Genomic DNA, 16,512 nt, shown 5'->3' with positions numbered 1-16,512 from the left:
TGATTTTCGAGCACCGGAGCGGAGCATACTTAAGGGTACGTGAGCACCGGAGCGCAGAAAATTGCTCTTTGCAGTCCGGCATCACGAAGAATGCAACTGTCGTGTTATCAGTCGAAGACTTCGCCGGGATACACACCCCACAGGTCCGACTGCCGGATCCAGCCGCGCACGCCGCTGACATCCATGCGGCACCACTGGCCATTGCATTGGCGCACGGTCCCGACAACACCCGGCTCGATATCGGCGGCGACAGCTGCCGTATCGTTGGCATCGCGGCGCATGGTGATCATCTTGCTTTTGTCGTTCTTCAACCAGGGCGCGGTGATCGCGGTGCGCTTGCCGGACAGAAGCGACTGGTAGACCCAGCCTTCCGTGCCGTCAGCATCGCGAATGCGCCGCCAGTTGTCATATTCCTGAATGATCTCGACCGGCAGCCCTGATTTCATGAACAGCCACGAAACCGGATAGTCGCGCCCCGGGCCGATGCGCAGATTGACGCGTGCCGGCTTTAGGCTGACGAAGCGGGGCACGGGCAGACCGCTGGCGCCTGTCGCCGTACCGTTTGCGCCTTCGGTTTCGGCTGCGTTCACACTGATCGGCATCGCCACGAACAGGAGCGCCATACAAGCCGCAAAGGCCGTGAGAAGGCGCTTTACCGACATGCCCTTAGCCAAAAACCTTTGGGGAAGTACTCTATTCAACTGCGCCTCTCGCCGTCCTGTTCTTAACCCAAGACGACCATGCCTTCAGCGGAAGCGTAAAACAGCAGGGGCTGCCCGGCATCGTGACCGTCTTGTTTATCGGTCCTGTTTTTCTTTGTCTTTGCCCCGCCGCCTTGATAGAGATGAGCAGCCGAAGCAATATCCCATATTGCGCCTTCTTGGTTAAGGAGGTCTCAACATGAAGCTTCAGCATATAAGTTTGCCCGGAAACAGGCTCAAAAAACGGGGTGGAGATGTCGAACAAAAAGAAGCCGCTGGTCGTTCTTACGAGAAAACTGCCGGACCCGGTGGAAACCCGAATGCGGGAACTGTTCGATGCACGTCTCAACATAGACGATCACCGCATGAGCCAGCCGGAAATCATCGCCGCGCTGAAGGAGGCTGACGTTCTGGTGCCTTGCATCACCGACGTGATCGACGCCGCCGCCATCGAGCAAGCCGGACCCAATCTCAAGCTGATCGCCAATTTCGGTAACGGCGTCGACAATATCGATGTCGCAGCCGCCGCAAAGCGCGGCATCACCGTGACCAATACGCCCAATGTCCTGACCGAAGATACAGCCGACATGACGCTGGCGCTGCTTCTGTCGGCACCGCGCCGCCTCGTGGAAGGCGCGAATGTGCTCAACGAGCGCGACGGCAAATGGCCGGGTTGGTCGCCGACATGGATGCTCGGACGCCGCATCTGGGGCAAGCGCCTCGGCATCGTCGGCATGGGGCGCATCGGAACCGCCGTTGCGCGCCGCGCCAAGGCTTTTGGCCTTTCGATCCATTATCACAATCGCAAGCGCGTGAGCCCGCAGGTCGAGGAAGAGCTGGAAGCGACCTATTGGGACAGCCTCGACCAGATGCTGGCCCGCATGGACATCATTTCAGTCAATTGCCCTTCAACGCCCGCAACGTTTCACCTGCTGTCGGCCCGCCGCATCGCGCTGATGCAGCCGACGGCCTATCTGGTCAACACGGCGCGTGGTCAGATCATCGATGAAAACGCCCTGATCGATCTGATCGAGCAAGGCCGGATCGCCGGTGCTGGGTTGGATGTGTTCGAGAACGAGCCAGCCGTCAATCCGCGCCTGCTGGCGCTTGCGGAAAAGGGCAAGGTTGTACTGCTGCCGCATATGGGTTCGGCCACGATTGAAGGCCGCATCGATATGGGCGACAAGGTCATCATCAATATTAAGGCCTTCGTCGACGGGCACCGGACGCCGGACAGGGTTCTTCCCAATCGGGTTTAAATTCGGCTGTTCGTTTTTCCATCGATGAATTTCAGGACCGTGTGGGCGTAAAGCCGGGGATTTTCCACCGGCACGCCATGTCCGGAATCAGGCAGAATGATCAGTTGGGCACCGGGAATCTGGCTGGCGATGAATTCCGTATGTTCCCGTGTAATGGCCGTATCATGATCGCCGATCACAATAGCCGTGCGCACCGAGATCTGTGACAAATCTTCATCGGTGTAGTTGGGTTCATTGGCCCAGAGCGCGTGGATTTCCTTGTCGATGCTTTCATAATGGCGGAGCTCAGGGATTGGACGTCCTTCGGCCCGTGCTTCGATATAGCCGGTATTGCCCTCGGGCGTGACATTGGCAGCCTGCGCGAAAAGGCTCTTCAGCCGCTCAGGGTACCGCATCGCAATATCCAGCCCGATAATACCGCCATCGCTCCAACCGACCAGATCAACCTTGTCGATATGCAGAAAATCGAGCAGCGCCACATAGTCATCCGCCATCAGGCCATAAGTCAGCGGCTCCGTCGTGCGGGTGGAACGCCCCTGCCCGCGACTGTCGGCAACGATCACCGTATGATGACGCGCCAGAATCGGCAATTGCGCATCCCAGACATGCTGGTCGGAAAGGCCGCCCGGTATCAGCAGGATAGGCGGTCCCTTGCCGACGATCCGGTAATACATCTCGATACCGTTGACCTCGGCAAAGGCGGCAGGCGAAGCAGGAATGGTCACGCGCGCTATCCTTTCGGACGACACCGTTGAAGGGATGAGAACAGCAAGACCAAGCACCGCGGCCACGAAGCCTGCACTTTGAAATATCCTGTTTCCCGTCATCGGCCCGACCTTTCATGGACCTGTTTAGGGTCTGCGGATCAGCGTCGGCAGATCATAGAGATAAGCGATGCGCTTGATCGCATCCTGCAACGGCTCCAGCGTCACCGTCATCGTGTGACCGCTGGCATGGATCAGCATGTCGGGAGCAGCGCAGATCGCGACATGCCCCTTCCAGAACACGAGATCGCCGCGCTGGAGATTGGAATAATTCCCATTCGGCTCCAGAACTGTGCCCAGCGTATTCTGCTGCATGTCGGAATCACGCAGAACCTTGCGGCCAGCCGCCCACATGGAAAGCTGCACGAGACCAGAGCAATCAATACCGAAGCCCGACGTACCGCCCCACAGATAGGGCGTGTGCAGCAGCGTTTCCGCCACGGCCACATAATCGGCAGCGTGTTCGCCGATTGGCGCCAGATGGCTTGCGATCATCGCTTCGCCGCTTTCCAGCACCGCATATTGGGTGCCGCGCGTTTCAGCCGAGCCCACAATGCGAACGCGTGAGCCAAGCGACAGCGCCTGCGTATGCGGAAAGCGCAAATCCGGGCCGGGATAGACAAAGCTTCGCGGCACGGTGACCATATGCGTGGCCGCGCCCTGCGGCTTCTCGATAAACGAGGCCGATACATAGCCCGTATAGCCGTCGCGCTCGGCCTGGACCCAGCACCAGCCGTCCATTTCCTCGAAGACGCGTACCGTGTCGCCATAAATGATCTGTGTCTGAGGTCCGCTATCGGGGCGTGGCTCGCTGCGCAAATCCACGACCGATGCAGTCACCTGCATCTCGGCTCCGGCTATAAAGCGGGCAGCCTCCACCTTGTCGGTCAGTCGCTCATCAGCGAGATCGGCGCGATAGGCATTGAGGCGGCGGTCGAGCGTGGTCACATTGAGACTCATTGGCGAACACTCATAAAGGTAACTCTCTGGCTTTGGCGATCACCAGATCGCCCAGTCGTTCAACATAAAGCGCACCGGCGACTGTTCTCTTAACTAGCACATTTCGCCGGTCTTTTTCATCACGATGACGGGATAGAAGGTCGAGCGTACCCATCGTATCAAGTGCGCGCGTGATCACCGGCTTTGTGACATCCAGTTTTGCCGCAAGCCCGCGTACAGTGTGCGGCGGCGGCTCCAGATAGATTGTCAGAAGGATAGCTGTCTGCCGCGTCGTGAGATCGGGCATCTCGTCGCGCACCTGCCCCAGCGACAGGGTCTTCAACAATGTCAGCGCCTGTATCGGCTTCAACTCAACCGGCATCCGTTATCCTGCAAGAAAAGGATTGTTTCGGAACCGTTTTATTCGATCCGCTTTCCATCGTTCTGGCAAGAACTTTGTGGCAGCTAACAAAAAAGCGGCCGAAGCCGCTTTCTCAAAATCCTTTGAGGATCAATCTCTTACTGCGTCTTGCGACGCATATTATCAGTTACTGCGTCTTGCGACGCAGGCGGACGATAATATCGACATTGACGATTTCCATACCATCCGGCGCGTCCGGCATGTTGGCAACGGTCGGCTGCCCGCGCTCGCCATGCGGAATATCGAACACGACATTTTCCCCTTCGAGGAAGAAGTGCTGATGGTCCGAAATATTGGTGTCGAAATAGGTCTTGGAGCCTTCCACCGCGATAATGCGCAGCATTCCGGCTTCCGTGAACTGGTGCAGCGTGTTGTAAACGGTGGCCAAAGACACCGGCACATCCGCCATGACCGCCTGTTCGTGGAGGTCTTCAGCGGACAGGTGGCGATCACCCTGCGCAAAGATCATGCTCGCAAGTGCAACACGCTGGCGCGTCGGACGCAGGCCAGCATCGCGGAGCCGTTCTTCCATAGAGACCGTCGAGTGGGTATGTGTAGACTGCATATTCACCGCTGGTTCCGTTACAAGCTTGTAGCAAATTCGTCAAAGATTGAACGGGCTGTTGCCCATTGCATACTGACATTGATATATGCCGTTGCGAAATAAGTATCAATAGGCTTGGAGTTTGCCCGATTTTTCGGGAAAATCCATTGCATATTTTTATGGTCGCTGAGGTTTTGTACGGGAACCAGTCTGTGATAGGGGTGTTCCGACTTAACGACCAGAAAGAGATAGAGCGGTTTGGGCGTTTGCGCTAAAACCGTTCCAAATGACAACCGGGCCGGATTGCTGGCCGATAGCGAATAAACCTCAAGGGAGGCGAAATGGCAGAACAGAAATCAAGCTACGGGTACGAAGAACTCCTCAGCTGCGGGCGCGGCGAGCTGTTCGGCCCCGGCAATGCCCAGCTTCCCCTGCCGCCAATGCTGATGGTGCATCGCATCACCGATATTTCCGAAACCGGCGGAGAGTTCGACAAGGGCTATATCCGCGCCGAATACGACGTGCGCCCCGACGACTGGTATTTTCCGTGCCATTTCCAGGGCAACCCGATCATGCCGGGCTGCCTTGGCCTGGACGGCATGTGGCAGCTGACCGGCTTCTTCCTTGGCTGGCTCGGCGAACCGGGTCGCGGCATGGCGCTTTCGACCGGCGAAGTGAAGTTCAAGGGCATGGTGCGCCCGCACACCAAGCTTCTCGAATATGGCATCGACTTCAAGCGCGTCATGCGCGGACGTCTCGTGCTCGGCACTGCTGACGGCTGGCTGAAGGCCGATGGCGAAGTGATCTACAAGGCCACCGATCTGCGCGTCGGCCTTTCAAAGGACGGCGACGCTTAAACATCGCCTGAATCCACCATCATTCACGGGCGCGACGGCAAAAAATGAACAGTTTTCATGCGGCCGCGCTCAAAACATGCGAAGATCGCACCTATGTAACGGCGACGAGGCAGTCCTGACCCAATCGACTGCCGCTCGACGAGCAAGGGTGTAAAGGAGAACGCGATGCGGCGTGTGGTCGTAACGGGTATGGGGATCGTATCCTCGATTGGCAACAACACCGAAGAGGTGACGGCCTCGCTGCGCGAAGCCAAATCCGGCATCTCGCGCGCGGAAGAATATGCCGAACTGGGTTTCCGCTGCCAAGTGCACGGCGCTCCGAAAATCGATGTCGAATCCCTCGTGGACCGTCGCGCCATGCGCTTCCACGGTCGCGGCACGGCCTGGAATCACATCGCCATGGATCAGGCGATCGCCGATGCAGGCCTTTCGGATGACGAAGTCTCCAATGACCGTACCGGCATCATCATGGGTTCGGGCGGCCCTTCGACCCGCACCATCGTTGATTCCGCCGATATCACCCGTGAAAAGGGTCCGAAGCGCGTCGGTCCGTTTGCTGTGCCGAAAGCCATGAGCTCCACGGCTTCCGCAACGCTGGCCACTTTCTTCAAGATCAAGGGCATCAACTATTCGATCTCTTCGGCCTGCGCGACATCCAACCATTGCATCGGCAATGCGTTCGAGATGATCCAGTATGGCAAGCAGGACCGCATGTTTGCGGGCGGCTGTGAAGATCTCGACTGGACGCTCTCGGTGCTGTTCGACGCCATGGGCGCGATGGCGACGAAATATAACGACACGCCTGCCACTGCATCACGCGCCTATGACAAGAATCGCGACGGCTTCGTGATTGCAGGCGGCGCTGGCGTTCTGGTGCTGGAAGACCTCGAAACCGCGCTTGCGCGCGGCGCGAAGATCTATGGCGAAATCGTCGGCTATGGCGCAACCTCCGACGGCTACGACATGGTCGCTCCGTCCGGTGAAGGCGCGATCCGCTGCATGAAGATGGCGCTTTCCACCGTCAAGACCAAGATCGACTACATCAACCCGCACGCAACCTCGACGCCTGCTGGCGATGCGCCGGAAATCGACGCTATCCGTCAGGTGTTCGGCTCGGGCGACGCCTGCCCGCCGATTGCCGCGACCAAGTCGCTGACCGGCCACTCGCTGGGCGCAACGGGCGTGCAGGAAGCGATCTATTCGCTTTTGATGATGCACAACAATTTCATTTGCGAAAGCGCGCATATCGAAGAATTGGACCCTGCCTTCGCGGACATGCCTATCGTCCGCAAGCGCATCGATAATGCTCAGCTCAATACCGTGCTCTCCAACTCCTTCGGGTTTGGCGGCACGAATGCGACGCTGGTTTTCCAGCGCTACCAGGGCTGAGGGAGAGGGGAATATGGAAGGTTTGATGCAAGGAAAACGCGGCCTCATCATGGGGGTCGCGAATAATCATTCTCTGGCATGGGGCATCTCGAAGCAACTCGCCGCACAGGGCGCAGAACTGGCTTTCACCTATCAGGGCGATGCGCTGGGCAAGCGCGTGAAGCCGCTGGCCGAACAGGTCGGCTCGGACCTCGTTCTGCCTTGCGATGTTGAAGACATTGCAACGGTTGACGCGGTTTTTGCCGAGATCGAAAAGAAGTGGGGCAAGCTCGATTTCATCGTTCACGCCATCGGTTTTTCCGACAAGACCGAACTGAAGGGCCGTTACGCAGACGTCACCACGCGCGATAATTTCAGCCGGACCATGGTGATTTCCGCCTACTCCTTCACGGAAATGGCACAGCGCGCCGAAAAGCTCATGAAGGACGGCGGCTCGATCCTGACGCTGACCTATGGCGGTTCGACCCGCACCATCCCGAACTACAATGTCATGGGCGTTGCCAAGGCGGCGCTTGAAGCGATGGTTCGCTATCTGGCTGCCGATTACGGCCCGCAGGGCATCCGCGTCAACGCCATTTCGGCTGGCCCGGTGCGCACGCTGGCGGGTGCCGGCATCGGCGATGCGCGCGCGATCTTCAGCTATCAGCGCCGCAATTCACCGCTGCGCCGCACTGTCGATATCGACGATGTGGGTAAATCGGCTGTCTACCTTCTGTCGGACCTGTCGAGCGGCGTGACCGGCGAAGTCCATTATGTGGATTCGGGCTACAACATCGTTTCGATGCCGACGCTGGAAGAGCTGAAAAGCTCTGACGCTGAACGCGGCGAGTAAGCGTTCTAGAGCGGTTCCGGTTAAAGCGGAATCGTGGAACCGCTCTATCTATTTGTTTTGACGCATTATCCTACGCATCGAAGCGGGATCAGAAATCAGTCCAGTGGACTGATTTCCCCGCGTAGGCGCTACGCACTTTTGCTGGAAATGCTCTGGAATTGAAAAAGCCGCCCTTCGGGGCGGCTTTTTTGTTTCACTTCTTCGCATCGAAGATTTTGAACCCGTCTGCTTCTTCCAATGTCGTCACCGACTTGAACAGGCCCTTGAGCGTGACCTCATAAGGCAATTGCCGGTTGGCGACCATCAGCAGGCGACCGCCAGGTTTCAGGCGGGACGCCGCCGCTGAGATAAAACTTTGGCCGAGCGAAACATCCGTCACACGCCCTTCGTGGAAGGGCGGGTTCATGATGACCGTGTCGTAAATGCCGGTCACCTTTTCGCTGGTAATATCGAACCAGTTGAATGAAATCGGCACCGAAGCGCCCAGACGCTCCAGATTGCCGCGCGCGGCCTCCAGCGCCTCGTAATCTGCCTCGAACAGATCGATGGACTTGATGCGGTCGGCGTATTTCAGGCTCTGTGCTGCGAGATAACCCCAGCCCGCGCCAAAATCCGCAACATTGCCGAACACGATCTTTTCCATATGCGGCACCAGCAGCGCCGAGCCCTTGTCGATCGCGCCATGCGAGAACATGCCCGGTTCCGTGCGGAACACATCGTCGATTGCGCTTTCAAGAGGGCGCAGAGCGGCGATGAAATCATCATCCAGATCGGCGGGGCGCTGAAGCCAGAATGAGACGGCGTGGTTCTTGGACATGCGGTCGCTGATTTCAGCGATATTGCCCACCCATTTGCGGAAACTGTCGACGCCGAGCTTCTTCTCACCGCAGACGACGATCCAACCGCCGGGCTGAACGCGCGTCAGAAGCTCGGAGAACCACGCCTCGTTGCGTCCACGGTGTTTTCCAAGCAGGAGTAGCCCTCCAGCAAAACGGCTGTCTGTGGCCAATCTTGGCTCTGCACGATAGCCTTCCTTGCCGAGCGCCAGAAAATCGGGGCGCCATGGTTGCAGACAGATCAGAACCTCTTTCCATTCCGGATCGAGAAGCCGGTCCGCGGAAAGGCCGCAAGCGAGAAAGGATTGCCCGTCTGTGGGCATATCGAGAATGCCCTGCTCGAAGGGAAGGAAAAGTGTTTTCTGTGCCGGTGTCATCATGATCGTTCTTTACCCCGCAAGATCGCATCCGAAAAGACCGCATGATCCCGATCAATCTCGTGAAAAAACAAAAAGGCGCGCCCAGAGGCGCGCCTTTCGATTTCAAAGAAGATGCAAAGCTTATTCAGCGTCTGCTTCTGCCTTCTTTTCCTGGACAATTTCCTTGCCCGTTTCCTGATCGACGACCTTCATCGACAGGCGAACCTTGCCGCGTTCGTCGAAGCCCATGAGCTTGACCCAGACCTTCTGGCCTTCCTTGACCACATCGGTGGTCTTGGCAACGCGGTCAGAAGCGAGCTGCGAGATGTGAACCAGACCGTCACGCGGGCCGAAGAAGTTCACGAAAGCGCCGAAGTCAGCAGTCTTGACGACCGTACCTTCGTAGATTTCGCCGACTTCCGGCTCAGCAACAATCGAGTGGATCCACTTCTTGGCGGCTTCGATTTCCTTGCCGTTCGACGAAGCGATCTTCACCGTACCGTCGTCTTCGATGTTGATCTTGGCGCCGGTCTTTTCCACGATTTCGCGGATGACCTTGCCGCCCGAACCGATAACATCACGGATCTTGTCGGTCGGAATGTTCATCACTTCGATGCGCGGAGCGAATTCGCCGAGTTCGTCACGCGACGTGGACAGAGCCTTCGCCATTTCGCCGAGAATGTGAACGCGACCGCCCTTGGCCTGCTCCAGAGCGACCTTCATGATCTCTTCGGTGATACCGTCGATCTTGATGTCCATCTGAAGTGCGGTGATGCCGTTGTCAGTACCGGCTACCTTGAAATCCATGTCGCCGAGGTGATCTTCGTCGCCGAGGATGTCGGACAGGACAGCATAACGGTCGCCTTCCTTGATCAGGCCCATGGCGATACCGGCAACCGGACGTGCGAGCGGAACGCCTGCGTCCATCAGAGCCAGCGAGGTGCCGCAAACAGTCGCCATCGAGGACGAACCGTTGGATTCGGTGATCTCGGAAACCGAACGGATCGTGTAAGGGAACTGGTCAGCAGCTGGCAGCATCGGGTGAATGGCGCGCCATGCGAGCTTGCCATGACCAACTTCACGACGGCCTGGCGAACCCATACGACCGGTTTCACCGACCGAGTATGGCGGGAAGTTGTAATGCAGCATGAAGGATTCTTTGTAGGTGCCGGTCAGGGCATCGATCATCTGCTCGTCTTCGCCGGTGCCGAGCGTGGCAACAACGATAGCCTGCGTTTCACCACGGGTGAACAGCGCCGAACCGTGGGTGCGCGGCAGAAGGCCAACTTCCGAAACGATTGCACGAACGGTCTTCAGATCGCGGCCGTCAATGCGGCTGCCGGTGTCCAGAATGTTCCAGCGAACAATCTTGGCCTGCAGATGCTTGAAAATGGTCGCGAACTGCTCAGGCGACATTTCCGGCTCTTCAACGCCTTCCGGGAAGAAGTGAGCCTTCGCCTTGGCCTTTGCAGCGTCAACAGCAACGTAACGAGCCTGCTTTTCGGTGATCTTGTAAGCGTCGCGCAGGTCGTTTTCGATAACGGCGAGCACCTTGGCTTCGAGATCCGACAGATCTTCCGGCTGGAAATCACGTGGTTCCTTGGCAGCAACTTCAGCGAGCTTGATGATCGCGTCGATTACCGGCTGGAAGCCCTTCTGGCCGAAAACAACGGCGCCGAGCATGACTTCTTCGGAAAGTTCCTGCGCTTCCGATTCGACCATCAGCACTGCGTCGGCAGTACCGGCAACAACCAGATCGAGCTTCGATTCCGGCATTTCGTCGATATTCGGGTTCAGGACGTATTCGCCGTTGATGTAGCCAACGCGTGCGCCGCCAATCGGGCCCATGAAAGGAACGCCGGAAATGGTCAGTGCTGCGGAAGCTGCAACCATCGACAGAACGTCGGGGTTGTTTTCGAGGTCGTGCTGAACAACAGTCAGAACAACCTGCGTGTCGTTCTTGTAGCCATCAACGAAGAGCGGGCGGATCGGACGGTCGATCAGGCGCGAAACGAGGGTTTCGTTTTCGCTCGGACGGCCTTCACGCTTGAAGTAGCCGCCAGGAATCTTGCCGGCAGCGTAGGTCTTTTCCTGATAGTTGACGGTCAGCGGGAAGAAATCCTGACCTGGCTTTGGTTCCTTGGCAGAAACGACAGTCGCCAGAACGACGGTTTCGCCATAGGTTGCCAGAACAGCGCCGTCAGCCTGACGGGCGATCTTGCCGGTTTCGAGCGTGAGCGGACGACCGCCCCATTCGATTTCCACTTTGTGGGTATTGAACATATCTTGTCCTCATATGGAGACGCCGCGCAAAGCGCTAAGGCATCTCCCGGGTTGGCGGACAGGCCACGGGCAAGACAACGGGAAGCTCAGATTGATAGTATGATCTTATCCGAAAACCGGTTCCCACTTTTCGGGATCATACTTTTCCCGGGTATTCTCTCATCCGAAAAGTCTGCAACTTTTCGGGATCATACCCGCCGAACTACCTGCAATCCTGCCCCATGACTGGTCCAGGTCATGAGCCTTATGGCTCGTCATCGGCATGACGGAATGCACCTTGTGCGCCGTCTCATGCCAGTGGGCATTCGCCCGATACTCTCGCATTCTCTTTTGGAAAGCGGCTATCCGCTCTTCCCCAGAATGCTCAAATCAAACGGGCGACGCTTGTGACGTCGCCCGATTTACCGTTAGCGGCGCAGGCCGAGACGGCCGATCAGCGCCTGGTAGCGCGCTGCGTCCACGCCCTTGACATAGTCAAGAAGACGACGGCGCTGCGAAACCAGCTTCAGAAGACCGCGACGCGAATGATTGTCATTCTTGTGGCCCTTGAAGTGTTCGGTGAGGTTGGCGATACGCTCGGAAAGAACGGCAACCTGAACTTCAGGAGAACCGGTGTCACCTTCCTTGGTGGCGTATTCCTTGATAAGTGCTTGCTTACGCTCAGCAGTAATCGACATCGTAAACCCTTTCTTGATGAGAGGAAAAACAGACGCCCAGGCCGGGATGTCGTCCAGCGCGGGCCAACTTACACGATCTGATCTGCATTTCTGCATGATCGCTGATGGGGCATATAGTGCAAAAACGGCAAGAATGCCAGCATCAAATATGCCCCGGCAATTGCGAAGACTTTTTAGTTAGCTGTGAAAACACGCTTCGGCTTAAACTGACCATGCTCGATATAGCCGATAGCGAGCAGTTTTCCGCGCGCGGTGACACAGGCTTCATCGGCTTCCAGCGGAGCATCGCGGCCACGCAGGATAACAGGATTGCCAAGACGCACACGCTGCGCCTGTTCCTCGGTCAGCGGAATCTGCGGCAGGCAATCGAGCGCTGCGCCCGTATCGATCACCAGAGCATCGAGGCCAGAAAAATCGCGACGCGGAGCAGGTTCGACCGCGTTGCCATCCTCGTCCTTCGGCGGCAGCGGCGGCCAGACGGCTTCCAGTTCCGTCAGCGTGACGAAATCTTCTTCCGTGAACGGAGCGACTTCGATGCGGCGCAGTTCGGAAATATGGCCGAAGCAGCCAAGATCGCGGCCCATATCGCGCGCCAGCGAGCGCACATAGGTGCCCTTGGAGCATTCGACTTCGAATGACGTGCGGTTGTCGTCGTGGAATTCGACGATCTCCAGTCGATCGATCTCGACTTCGCGTGCCGGGATCTCCACCGTTTCGCCTTCGCGGGCGAGATCATAGGCGCGTTCGCCGTCGATCTTGATGGCGGAGAACTGCGGCGGAATCTGCGAGATGAGACCGGTGTAGCTTGGCAGCAAGGCTTCGACCTCTTCCCGCGACGGGCGCTTGTCAGAGGTCTTGGTCGCCTGACCTTCCAGATCGTCGGTCGAGCGTTCTTCGCCCCAGGTCACCGTGAAACGATAGACCTTGGTTCCGTCCATGACATAAGGCACGGTCTTGGTGGCTTCACCCAGAGCAATCGGCAGCATGCCGGATGCGAGCGGGTCGAGCGTACCGGCATGGCCGGCCTTCTCGGCATTGAACAGCCACTTGATCTTCGAGACCGCTTCGGTCGATCCCATACCTTTCGGTTTGTCGAAAATAACCCAACCGGAAACCGGACGGCCTTTTTTCTTACCCCGTCTTGCCATGCTTTATTCGTCTCCATTGCGGGAGGTTTCATCCTCGCCAGCGTCTTCATCGTCATGCGAAAGATCACGCGCCACTTCCGGCGAACGCAGAAGGGCGTCGATCTTCGAAAAATTGTCAAAACTCGTGTCGGAGCGGAAGCGGAACTCCGGCATATATTTCATCTGGCCAAGAACTGGCGCCATGCGACCACGAATGAATTTCGCGTTTGCGGCCAATGCCTTGACGATTGCTTGCGGATCAACATTGCCAAGCGGCATGATGTAACAGGTGGCGATCTTCAGATCGGGCGACATGCGCACTTCCGAAACGGAAATGACGGTGCGCTCAATCAGATCGTCACGGATTTCACCGCGCTGGAGCAATTGCGCCAATGCGTGGCGCACCTGTTCGCCAACGCGAAGCTGGCGCTGGGAAAGGCCGCCTGAGCCTTTTGGGTCCGGAGAACGTGCCATAGCTATATCCTCGATAAACAGCCATCAACCGGCGTCCAGTCTCTCAGACCGTCCGACCGCATGACTTGAAAATTATGGGCGTAACTTACCACAATTCAGATGGGAGTCAGACCCTCGGAACCGGGCAATAAAAAGCCGGACCGCCCCTGTCGGGCGATCCGGCAAGTAGTTGTTAGAGCGTGCGCGTAATATGTTCGACGCGGAACGCTTCGATCGTGTCGCCTGCGCGAATGTCGTCGTAGTTTTCGAACGCCATACCGCATTCCTGGCCCATCGGCACTTCCTGCACTTCGTCCTTGAAGCGCTTGAGCGTCTTGAGCTTGCCTTCGTGGATGACCACGTTGTCGCGGATGAGGCGAACGCCTGCACCACGTTCAACCTTGCCGTCGATAACACGGCAACCAGCAACCTTACCAACCTTGGTGATGTTGAAGACTTCAAGAATCTCAGCATTACCGATGAAGGTTTCACGACGTTCTGGCGACAGAAGACCCGACATCGCTGCTTTCACATCTTCGATCAGATCGTAGATGATGTTGTAGTAGCGAATTTCAGTGCCCTGCTGTTCAGCAGCGTCGCGCGCCTGCTTGTTGGCACGAACGTTGAAGCCGATGATTGCTGCATTGGAGGCTTCGGCCAGCGACACGTCGCTTTCCGTGATACCACCTGCGCCCGAATGGACGATGCGTGCACGCACTTCGTCGGTGCCGAGCTTGTCGAGAGCCGTAATGATTGCTTCGACCGAACCCTGCACGTCACCCTTGATGACGAGCGGGAATTCCTTCAGGCCATTCACCTGAAGCTGGCTCATCATCTGCTCAAGCGAGCCGCGCTGACCAGTCTGACGGGCAACAGCCTTATCGCGAGCAAGGCGCTGGCGATAATCAGCAATTTCACGAGCCTTGGCTTCGTTGGCAACAACTGCGAAGCGATCGCCTGCCTGCGGCGTACCCTGGAGACCAAGGACTTCAACCGGCATTGCAGGTCCTGCTTCCTTGACGTGTTCGCCACGGTCGTTAACCAGAGCGCGCACGCGGCCCCATTCGTTACCAGCGGCGATAATATCACCCGGATGCAGCGTACCCTTCTGAACCAGAACGGTTGCGACCGAACCACGGCCACGATCGAGCTGTGCTTCGATGACGACGCCTTCAGCCGTACGCTTCGGATCTGCCTTGAGATCAAGGATTTCAGCCTGCAACAGAACTGCTTCAAGCAGCTTGTCGAGGTTGATCTTGTTCTTGGCCGACACTTCGACGTCGAGCACTTCACCGCCCATCGATTCCACGAAGACATCGTGCTGCAGCAGGGCAGTACGAACCTTCTGCGGATCGGCAGATGGCTTGTCGATCTTGTTGATCGCCACGATGATCGGAACACCAGCCGCCTTGGCATGGTTGATCGATTCAATCGTCTGCGGCATCACGCTGTCGTCAGCGGCAACCACCAGAATGGCAATGTCGGTCGCCTGCGCACCACGGGCACGCATTGCGGTAAAGGCAGCGTGGCCCGGCGTATCGATGAAGGTGATCTTCTGGCCGTTCTGTTCGACCTGATAAGCACCGATATGCTGGGTGATACCACCGGCTTCGCCCGACACCACGTTGGCGTGACGGATTGCATCGAGAAGCGACGTCTTGCCGTGGTCGACGTGACCCATGATGGTCACGACCGGAGGACGCGAAACCAGCGCTGCCTGATCGTCCGCAACGTCAAAGATACCTTCTTCAACGTCCGATTCCGCAACGCGCTTGACGGTGTGGCCGAATTCTTCAGCAATCAGCTGCGCCATATCGGCATCGATCACGTCGCCCGGCTTCATCATCTGGCCCTGTTTCATCAGGTACTTGATGATATCGACCGAACGCTCGGTCATACGCTGTGCGAGTTCCTGAAGCGTGATGGTTTCAGGCACGGTCACTTCGCGAGAGATTTTCTCGCGAGTTTCCTGCATCTGCGAACGCTTGAACTTTTCCTGACGGCGACGCATGGCCGACAGCGAACGCGAACGACCTTCGTCTTCCAGATTGCTGGAGATCGTCAGCTTGCCACGACGGCGATCGTCTTCGGTCTTGACCACCTTCGGGGCGCGAGCGTCCGGCTTGGCGGGCGTGCCACGACGAGCAGCGGTTGGGCTGCTGCCACGACGATCATCATCATCGCCGGACTGGCCAGGCCTGCGAAGCTGGCTCTGCGGGAGCGGCTTGCCCGGTCCGGGAGCAGCTTCTGCAAGCGACGGCGCCGGACGCGGTGTACCCGACTGCGGACGATTGCCCTGCTGCGGACGGCCAGCGTGCTGCGGGCGATTGCCCTGCGGTGCGCCACGCGAATCGTCGCGGCGTTCAGGACGCTCGGTGCGCTGCTCGCCACGTGCTTCCGGCTGCGGAACGCGCTTGGCAGCTTCTTCCTCGGCCTTGCGGCGTGCTTCGGCTTCAGCCTTGAGACGTGCTTCTTCCTCAGCCTGACGGCGTGCGGATTCTTCACGCTCCTTGGCGCGGCGTGCATCTTCTTCGGCGCGGCGCTTGGCTTCTTCAACCGCACGTGCGCGTTCTTCGACTTCACGCACCTGCGCTTCTTCAAGCGCGCGGCGGCGTGCGTCCATTTCGGAGCGCGACAGCGTGTTCAGCACCATGCCGGAGCGATCGGTCGGGCGCGGACGCGGTGCCTGCTGGTTGGGACGCTGCTGCACGGGGCGCTGCTGTTGCTGCGCGACATGCGGCTTCGCTACCGGAGCAGCAGCAGCTGGTGCTGCCGGTGCCTTCGGCTGGGGCGTCGGCGCAGCAGGAGCGGTTACAACAGGCTTGGGAGCCGCTGCTTCCACTTCCGGCTTGTCGTCTGGCCGTGAGAACTTGCGCTTCTTGGTTTCAACGACGACAGCCTTGGTGCGGCCGTGGCTGAAATTCTGGCGCACGGTGCTCTGCTCAACGCCTGGCCGCTTCATGGTCAGGGTCTTCTTGGGGGTGACGCCCAGCGTCTTGTCGTCGTTTGTGTTATCGCTCATTACGTTCCGTTTCCTTCGCGGCTCCGGCCGCTCTACTCGAGCATTATCC

General features: G+C 58.1%; 15 protein-coding genes. 4 read left to right on the top strand and 11 right to left on the bottom strand.

What is annotated here, in order from left to right:
- Nucleotides 1–107: 107 nt before the first annotated feature.
- Nucleotides 108–602, bottom strand: coding sequence for an SH3 domain-containing protein (locus ACTJKP_RS01315; protein ID WP_440629624.1), 495 nt, complete (start codon nt 600–602; stop codon nt 108–110).
- A gap of 353 nt (nt 603–955) precedes the next feature.
- Here ACTJKP_RS01315 and ACTJKP_RS01310 point away from each other — a divergent pair, with 353 nt between their 5' ends.
- Nucleotides 956–1,960: a 2-hydroxyacid dehydrogenase gene (locus ACTJKP_RS01310; protein WP_078337743.1), complete on the top strand. Its 1,005-nt coding sequence runs from the start codon at nt 956–958 to the stop codon at nt 1,958–1,960.
- Here ACTJKP_RS01310 and ACTJKP_RS01305 read toward each other — a convergent pair.
- The 4 genes from ACTJKP_RS01305 to irrA all read right to left on the bottom strand — a co-directional run bounded on the left by ACTJKP_RS01305 (nt 1,957) and on the right by irrA (nt 4,649).
- A complete protein-coding gene (locus tag ACTJKP_RS01305) occupies nt 1,957–2,787 on the bottom strand; it encodes an alpha/beta fold hydrolase (protein ID WP_440629419.1) in 831 nt (276 codons plus the stop codon). The genes ACTJKP_RS01310 and ACTJKP_RS01305 overlap by 4 nt on opposite strands.
- Before the next feature lie 24 nt (nt 2,788–2,811).
- Nucleotides 2,812–3,684 carry a C40 family peptidase gene (locus tag ACTJKP_RS01300; protein WP_440629418.1) on the bottom strand — a complete coding sequence of 291 codons (873 nt, stop codon included), beginning with the start codon at nt 3,682–3,684 and terminating at the stop codon, nt 2,812–2,814.
- A 10-nt stretch (nt 3,685–3,694) separates the two neighbouring features.
- Nucleotides 3,695–4,045 carry a MarR family transcriptional regulator gene (locus tag ACTJKP_RS01295; RefSeq protein ID WP_078337740.1) on the bottom strand — a complete coding sequence of 117 codons (351 nt, stop codon included), beginning with the start codon at nt 4,043–4,045 and terminating at the stop codon, nt 3,695–3,697.
- A gap of 166 nt (nt 4,046–4,211) precedes the next feature.
- Nucleotides 4,212–4,649 (bottom strand): iron response transcriptional regulator IrrA, encoded by a 438-nt coding sequence (irrA, locus tag ACTJKP_RS01290; protein WP_078337739.1) that lies wholly within the window; start codon nt 4,647–4,649, stop codon nt 4,212–4,214.
- Between the two features lie 320 nt (nt 4,650–4,969).
- On the opposite strand from irrA, the gene fabA reads away from it, so the two are divergent.
- The 3 genes from fabA to fabI all read left to right on the top strand — a co-directional run bounded on the left by fabA (nt 4,970) and on the right by fabI (nt 7,706).
- Complete coding sequence (gene fabA / locus ACTJKP_RS01285) at nt 4,970–5,485, top strand: 3-hydroxyacyl-[acyl-carrier-protein] dehydratase FabA (RefSeq protein WP_078337738.1); 516 nt, start codon at nt 4,970–4,972, stop codon at nt 5,483–5,485.
- A 165-nt stretch (nt 5,486–5,650) separates the two neighbouring features.
- A complete protein-coding gene (fabB, locus tag ACTJKP_RS01280) occupies nt 5,651–6,874 on the top strand; it encodes a beta-ketoacyl-ACP synthase I (protein WP_078337736.1) in 1,224 nt (407 codons plus the stop codon).
- A 13-nt stretch (nt 6,875–6,887) separates the two neighbouring features.
- Nucleotides 6,888–7,706: an enoyl-ACP reductase FabI gene (gene fabI, locus ACTJKP_RS01275; protein ID WP_078337735.1), complete on the top strand. Its 819-nt coding sequence runs from the start codon at nt 6,888–6,890 to the stop codon at nt 7,704–7,706.
- A 193-nt stretch (nt 7,707–7,899) separates the two neighbouring features.
- Here fabI and ACTJKP_RS01270 read toward each other — a convergent pair whose 3' ends face one another.
- The 6 genes from ACTJKP_RS01270 to infB all read right to left on the bottom strand — a co-directional run bounded on the left by ACTJKP_RS01270 (nt 7,900) and on the right by infB (nt 16,463).
- Nucleotides 7,900–8,922 (bottom strand): class I SAM-dependent methyltransferase, encoded by a 1,023-nt coding sequence (locus ACTJKP_RS01270; protein ID WP_440629417.1) that lies wholly within the window; start codon nt 8,920–8,922, stop codon nt 7,900–7,902.
- A gap of 120 nt (nt 8,923–9,042) precedes the next feature.
- Entirely contained in the window at nt 9,043–11,184 is a 2,142-nt protein-coding gene (pnp, locus tag ACTJKP_RS01265) for a polyribonucleotide nucleotidyltransferase (protein WP_078337733.1), read from the bottom strand.
- Between the two features lie 407 nt (nt 11,185–11,591).
- Nucleotides 11,592–11,861, bottom strand: a complete 270-nt coding sequence (gene rpsO / locus ACTJKP_RS01260; protein ID WP_078337732.1) for a 30S ribosomal protein S15 — start codon at nt 11,859–11,861, stop codon at nt 11,592–11,594.
- Between the two features lie 173 nt (nt 11,862–12,034).
- Nucleotides 12,035–13,009 (bottom strand): tRNA pseudouridine(55) synthase TruB, encoded by a 975-nt coding sequence (gene truB / locus ACTJKP_RS01255; protein WP_440629416.1) that lies wholly within the window; start codon nt 13,007–13,009, stop codon nt 12,035–12,037.
- A 3-nt stretch (nt 13,010–13,012) separates the two neighbouring features.
- A complete protein-coding gene (gene rbfA / locus ACTJKP_RS01250) occupies nt 13,013–13,462 on the bottom strand; it encodes a 30S ribosome-binding factor RbfA (protein ID WP_078337729.1) in 450 nt (149 codons plus the stop codon).
- A 172-nt stretch (nt 13,463–13,634) separates the two neighbouring features.
- Nucleotides 13,635–16,463: a translation initiation factor IF-2 gene (gene infB / locus ACTJKP_RS01245; protein ID WP_440629415.1), complete on the bottom strand. Its 2,829-nt coding sequence runs from the start codon at nt 16,461–16,463 to the stop codon at nt 13,635–13,637.
- Nucleotides 16,464–16,512: the final 49 nt, after the last annotated feature.

This window comes from Brucella sp. 22210 (genome assembly GCF_052045675.1).
Classification (GTDB): Bacteria; Pseudomonadota; Alphaproteobacteria; order Rhizobiales; family Rhizobiaceae; genus Brucella.
This window is presented reverse-complemented; position numbering and strand designations above follow the sequence as displayed.

Bases quoted from the DNA above. Each gene is read 5' to 3' on its own strand.
- fabB (WP_078337736.1), top strand. From the start codon at position 5,651: ATGCGGCGTGTGGTCGTAACGGGTATGGGGATCGTATCCTCGATTGGC.
- truB (WP_440629416.1), bottom strand. From the start codon at position 13,009: ATGGCAAGACGGGGTAAGAAAAAAGGCCGTCCGGTTTCCGGTTGGGTT.
- fabI (WP_078337735.1), top strand. From the start codon at position 6,888: ATGGAAGGTTTGATGCAAGGAAAACGCGGCCTCATCATGGGGGTCGCG.
- fabA (WP_078337738.1), top strand. From the start codon at position 4,970: ATGGCAGAACAGAAATCAAGCTACGGGTACGAAGAACTCCTCAGCTGC.
- ACTJKP_RS01310 (WP_078337743.1), top strand. From the start codon at position 956: ATGTCGAACAAAAAGAAGCCGCTGGTCGTTCTTACGAGAAAACTGCCG.
- irrA (WP_078337739.1), bottom strand. From the start codon at position 4,649: ATGCAGTCTACACATACCCACTCGACGGTCTCTATGGAAGAACGGCTC.
- infB (WP_440629415.1), bottom strand. From the start codon at position 16,463: ATGAGCGATAACACAAACGACGACAAGACGCTGGGCGTCACCCCCAAG.
- rbfA (WP_078337729.1), bottom strand. From the start codon at position 13,462: ATGGCACGTTCTCCGGACCCAAAAGGCTCAGGCGGCCTTTCCCAGCGC.
- ACTJKP_RS01270 (WP_440629417.1), bottom strand. From the start codon at position 8,922: ATGATGACACCGGCACAGAAAACACTTTTCCTTCCCTTCGAGCAGGGC.
- ACTJKP_RS01295 (WP_078337740.1), bottom strand. From the start codon at position 4,045: ATGCCGGTTGAGTTGAAGCCGATACAGGCGCTGACATTGTTGAAGACC.
- ACTJKP_RS01300 (WP_440629418.1), bottom strand. From the start codon at position 3,684: ATGAGTCTCAATGTGACCACGCTCGACCGCCGCCTCAATGCCTATCGC.
- ACTJKP_RS01315 (WP_440629624.1), bottom strand. From the start codon at position 602: ATGCCGATCAGTGTGAACGCAGCCGAAACCGAAGGCGCAAACGGTACG.
- rpsO (WP_078337732.1), bottom strand. From the start codon at position 11,861: ATGTCGATTACTGCTGAGCGTAAGCAAGCACTTATCAAGGAATACGCC.
- pnp (WP_078337733.1), bottom strand. From the start codon at position 11,184: ATGTTCAATACCCACAAAGTGGAAATCGAATGGGGCGGTCGTCCGCTC.
- ACTJKP_RS01305 (WP_440629419.1), bottom strand. From the start codon at position 2,787: ATGACGGGAAACAGGATATTTCAAAGTGCAGGCTTCGTGGCCGCGGTG.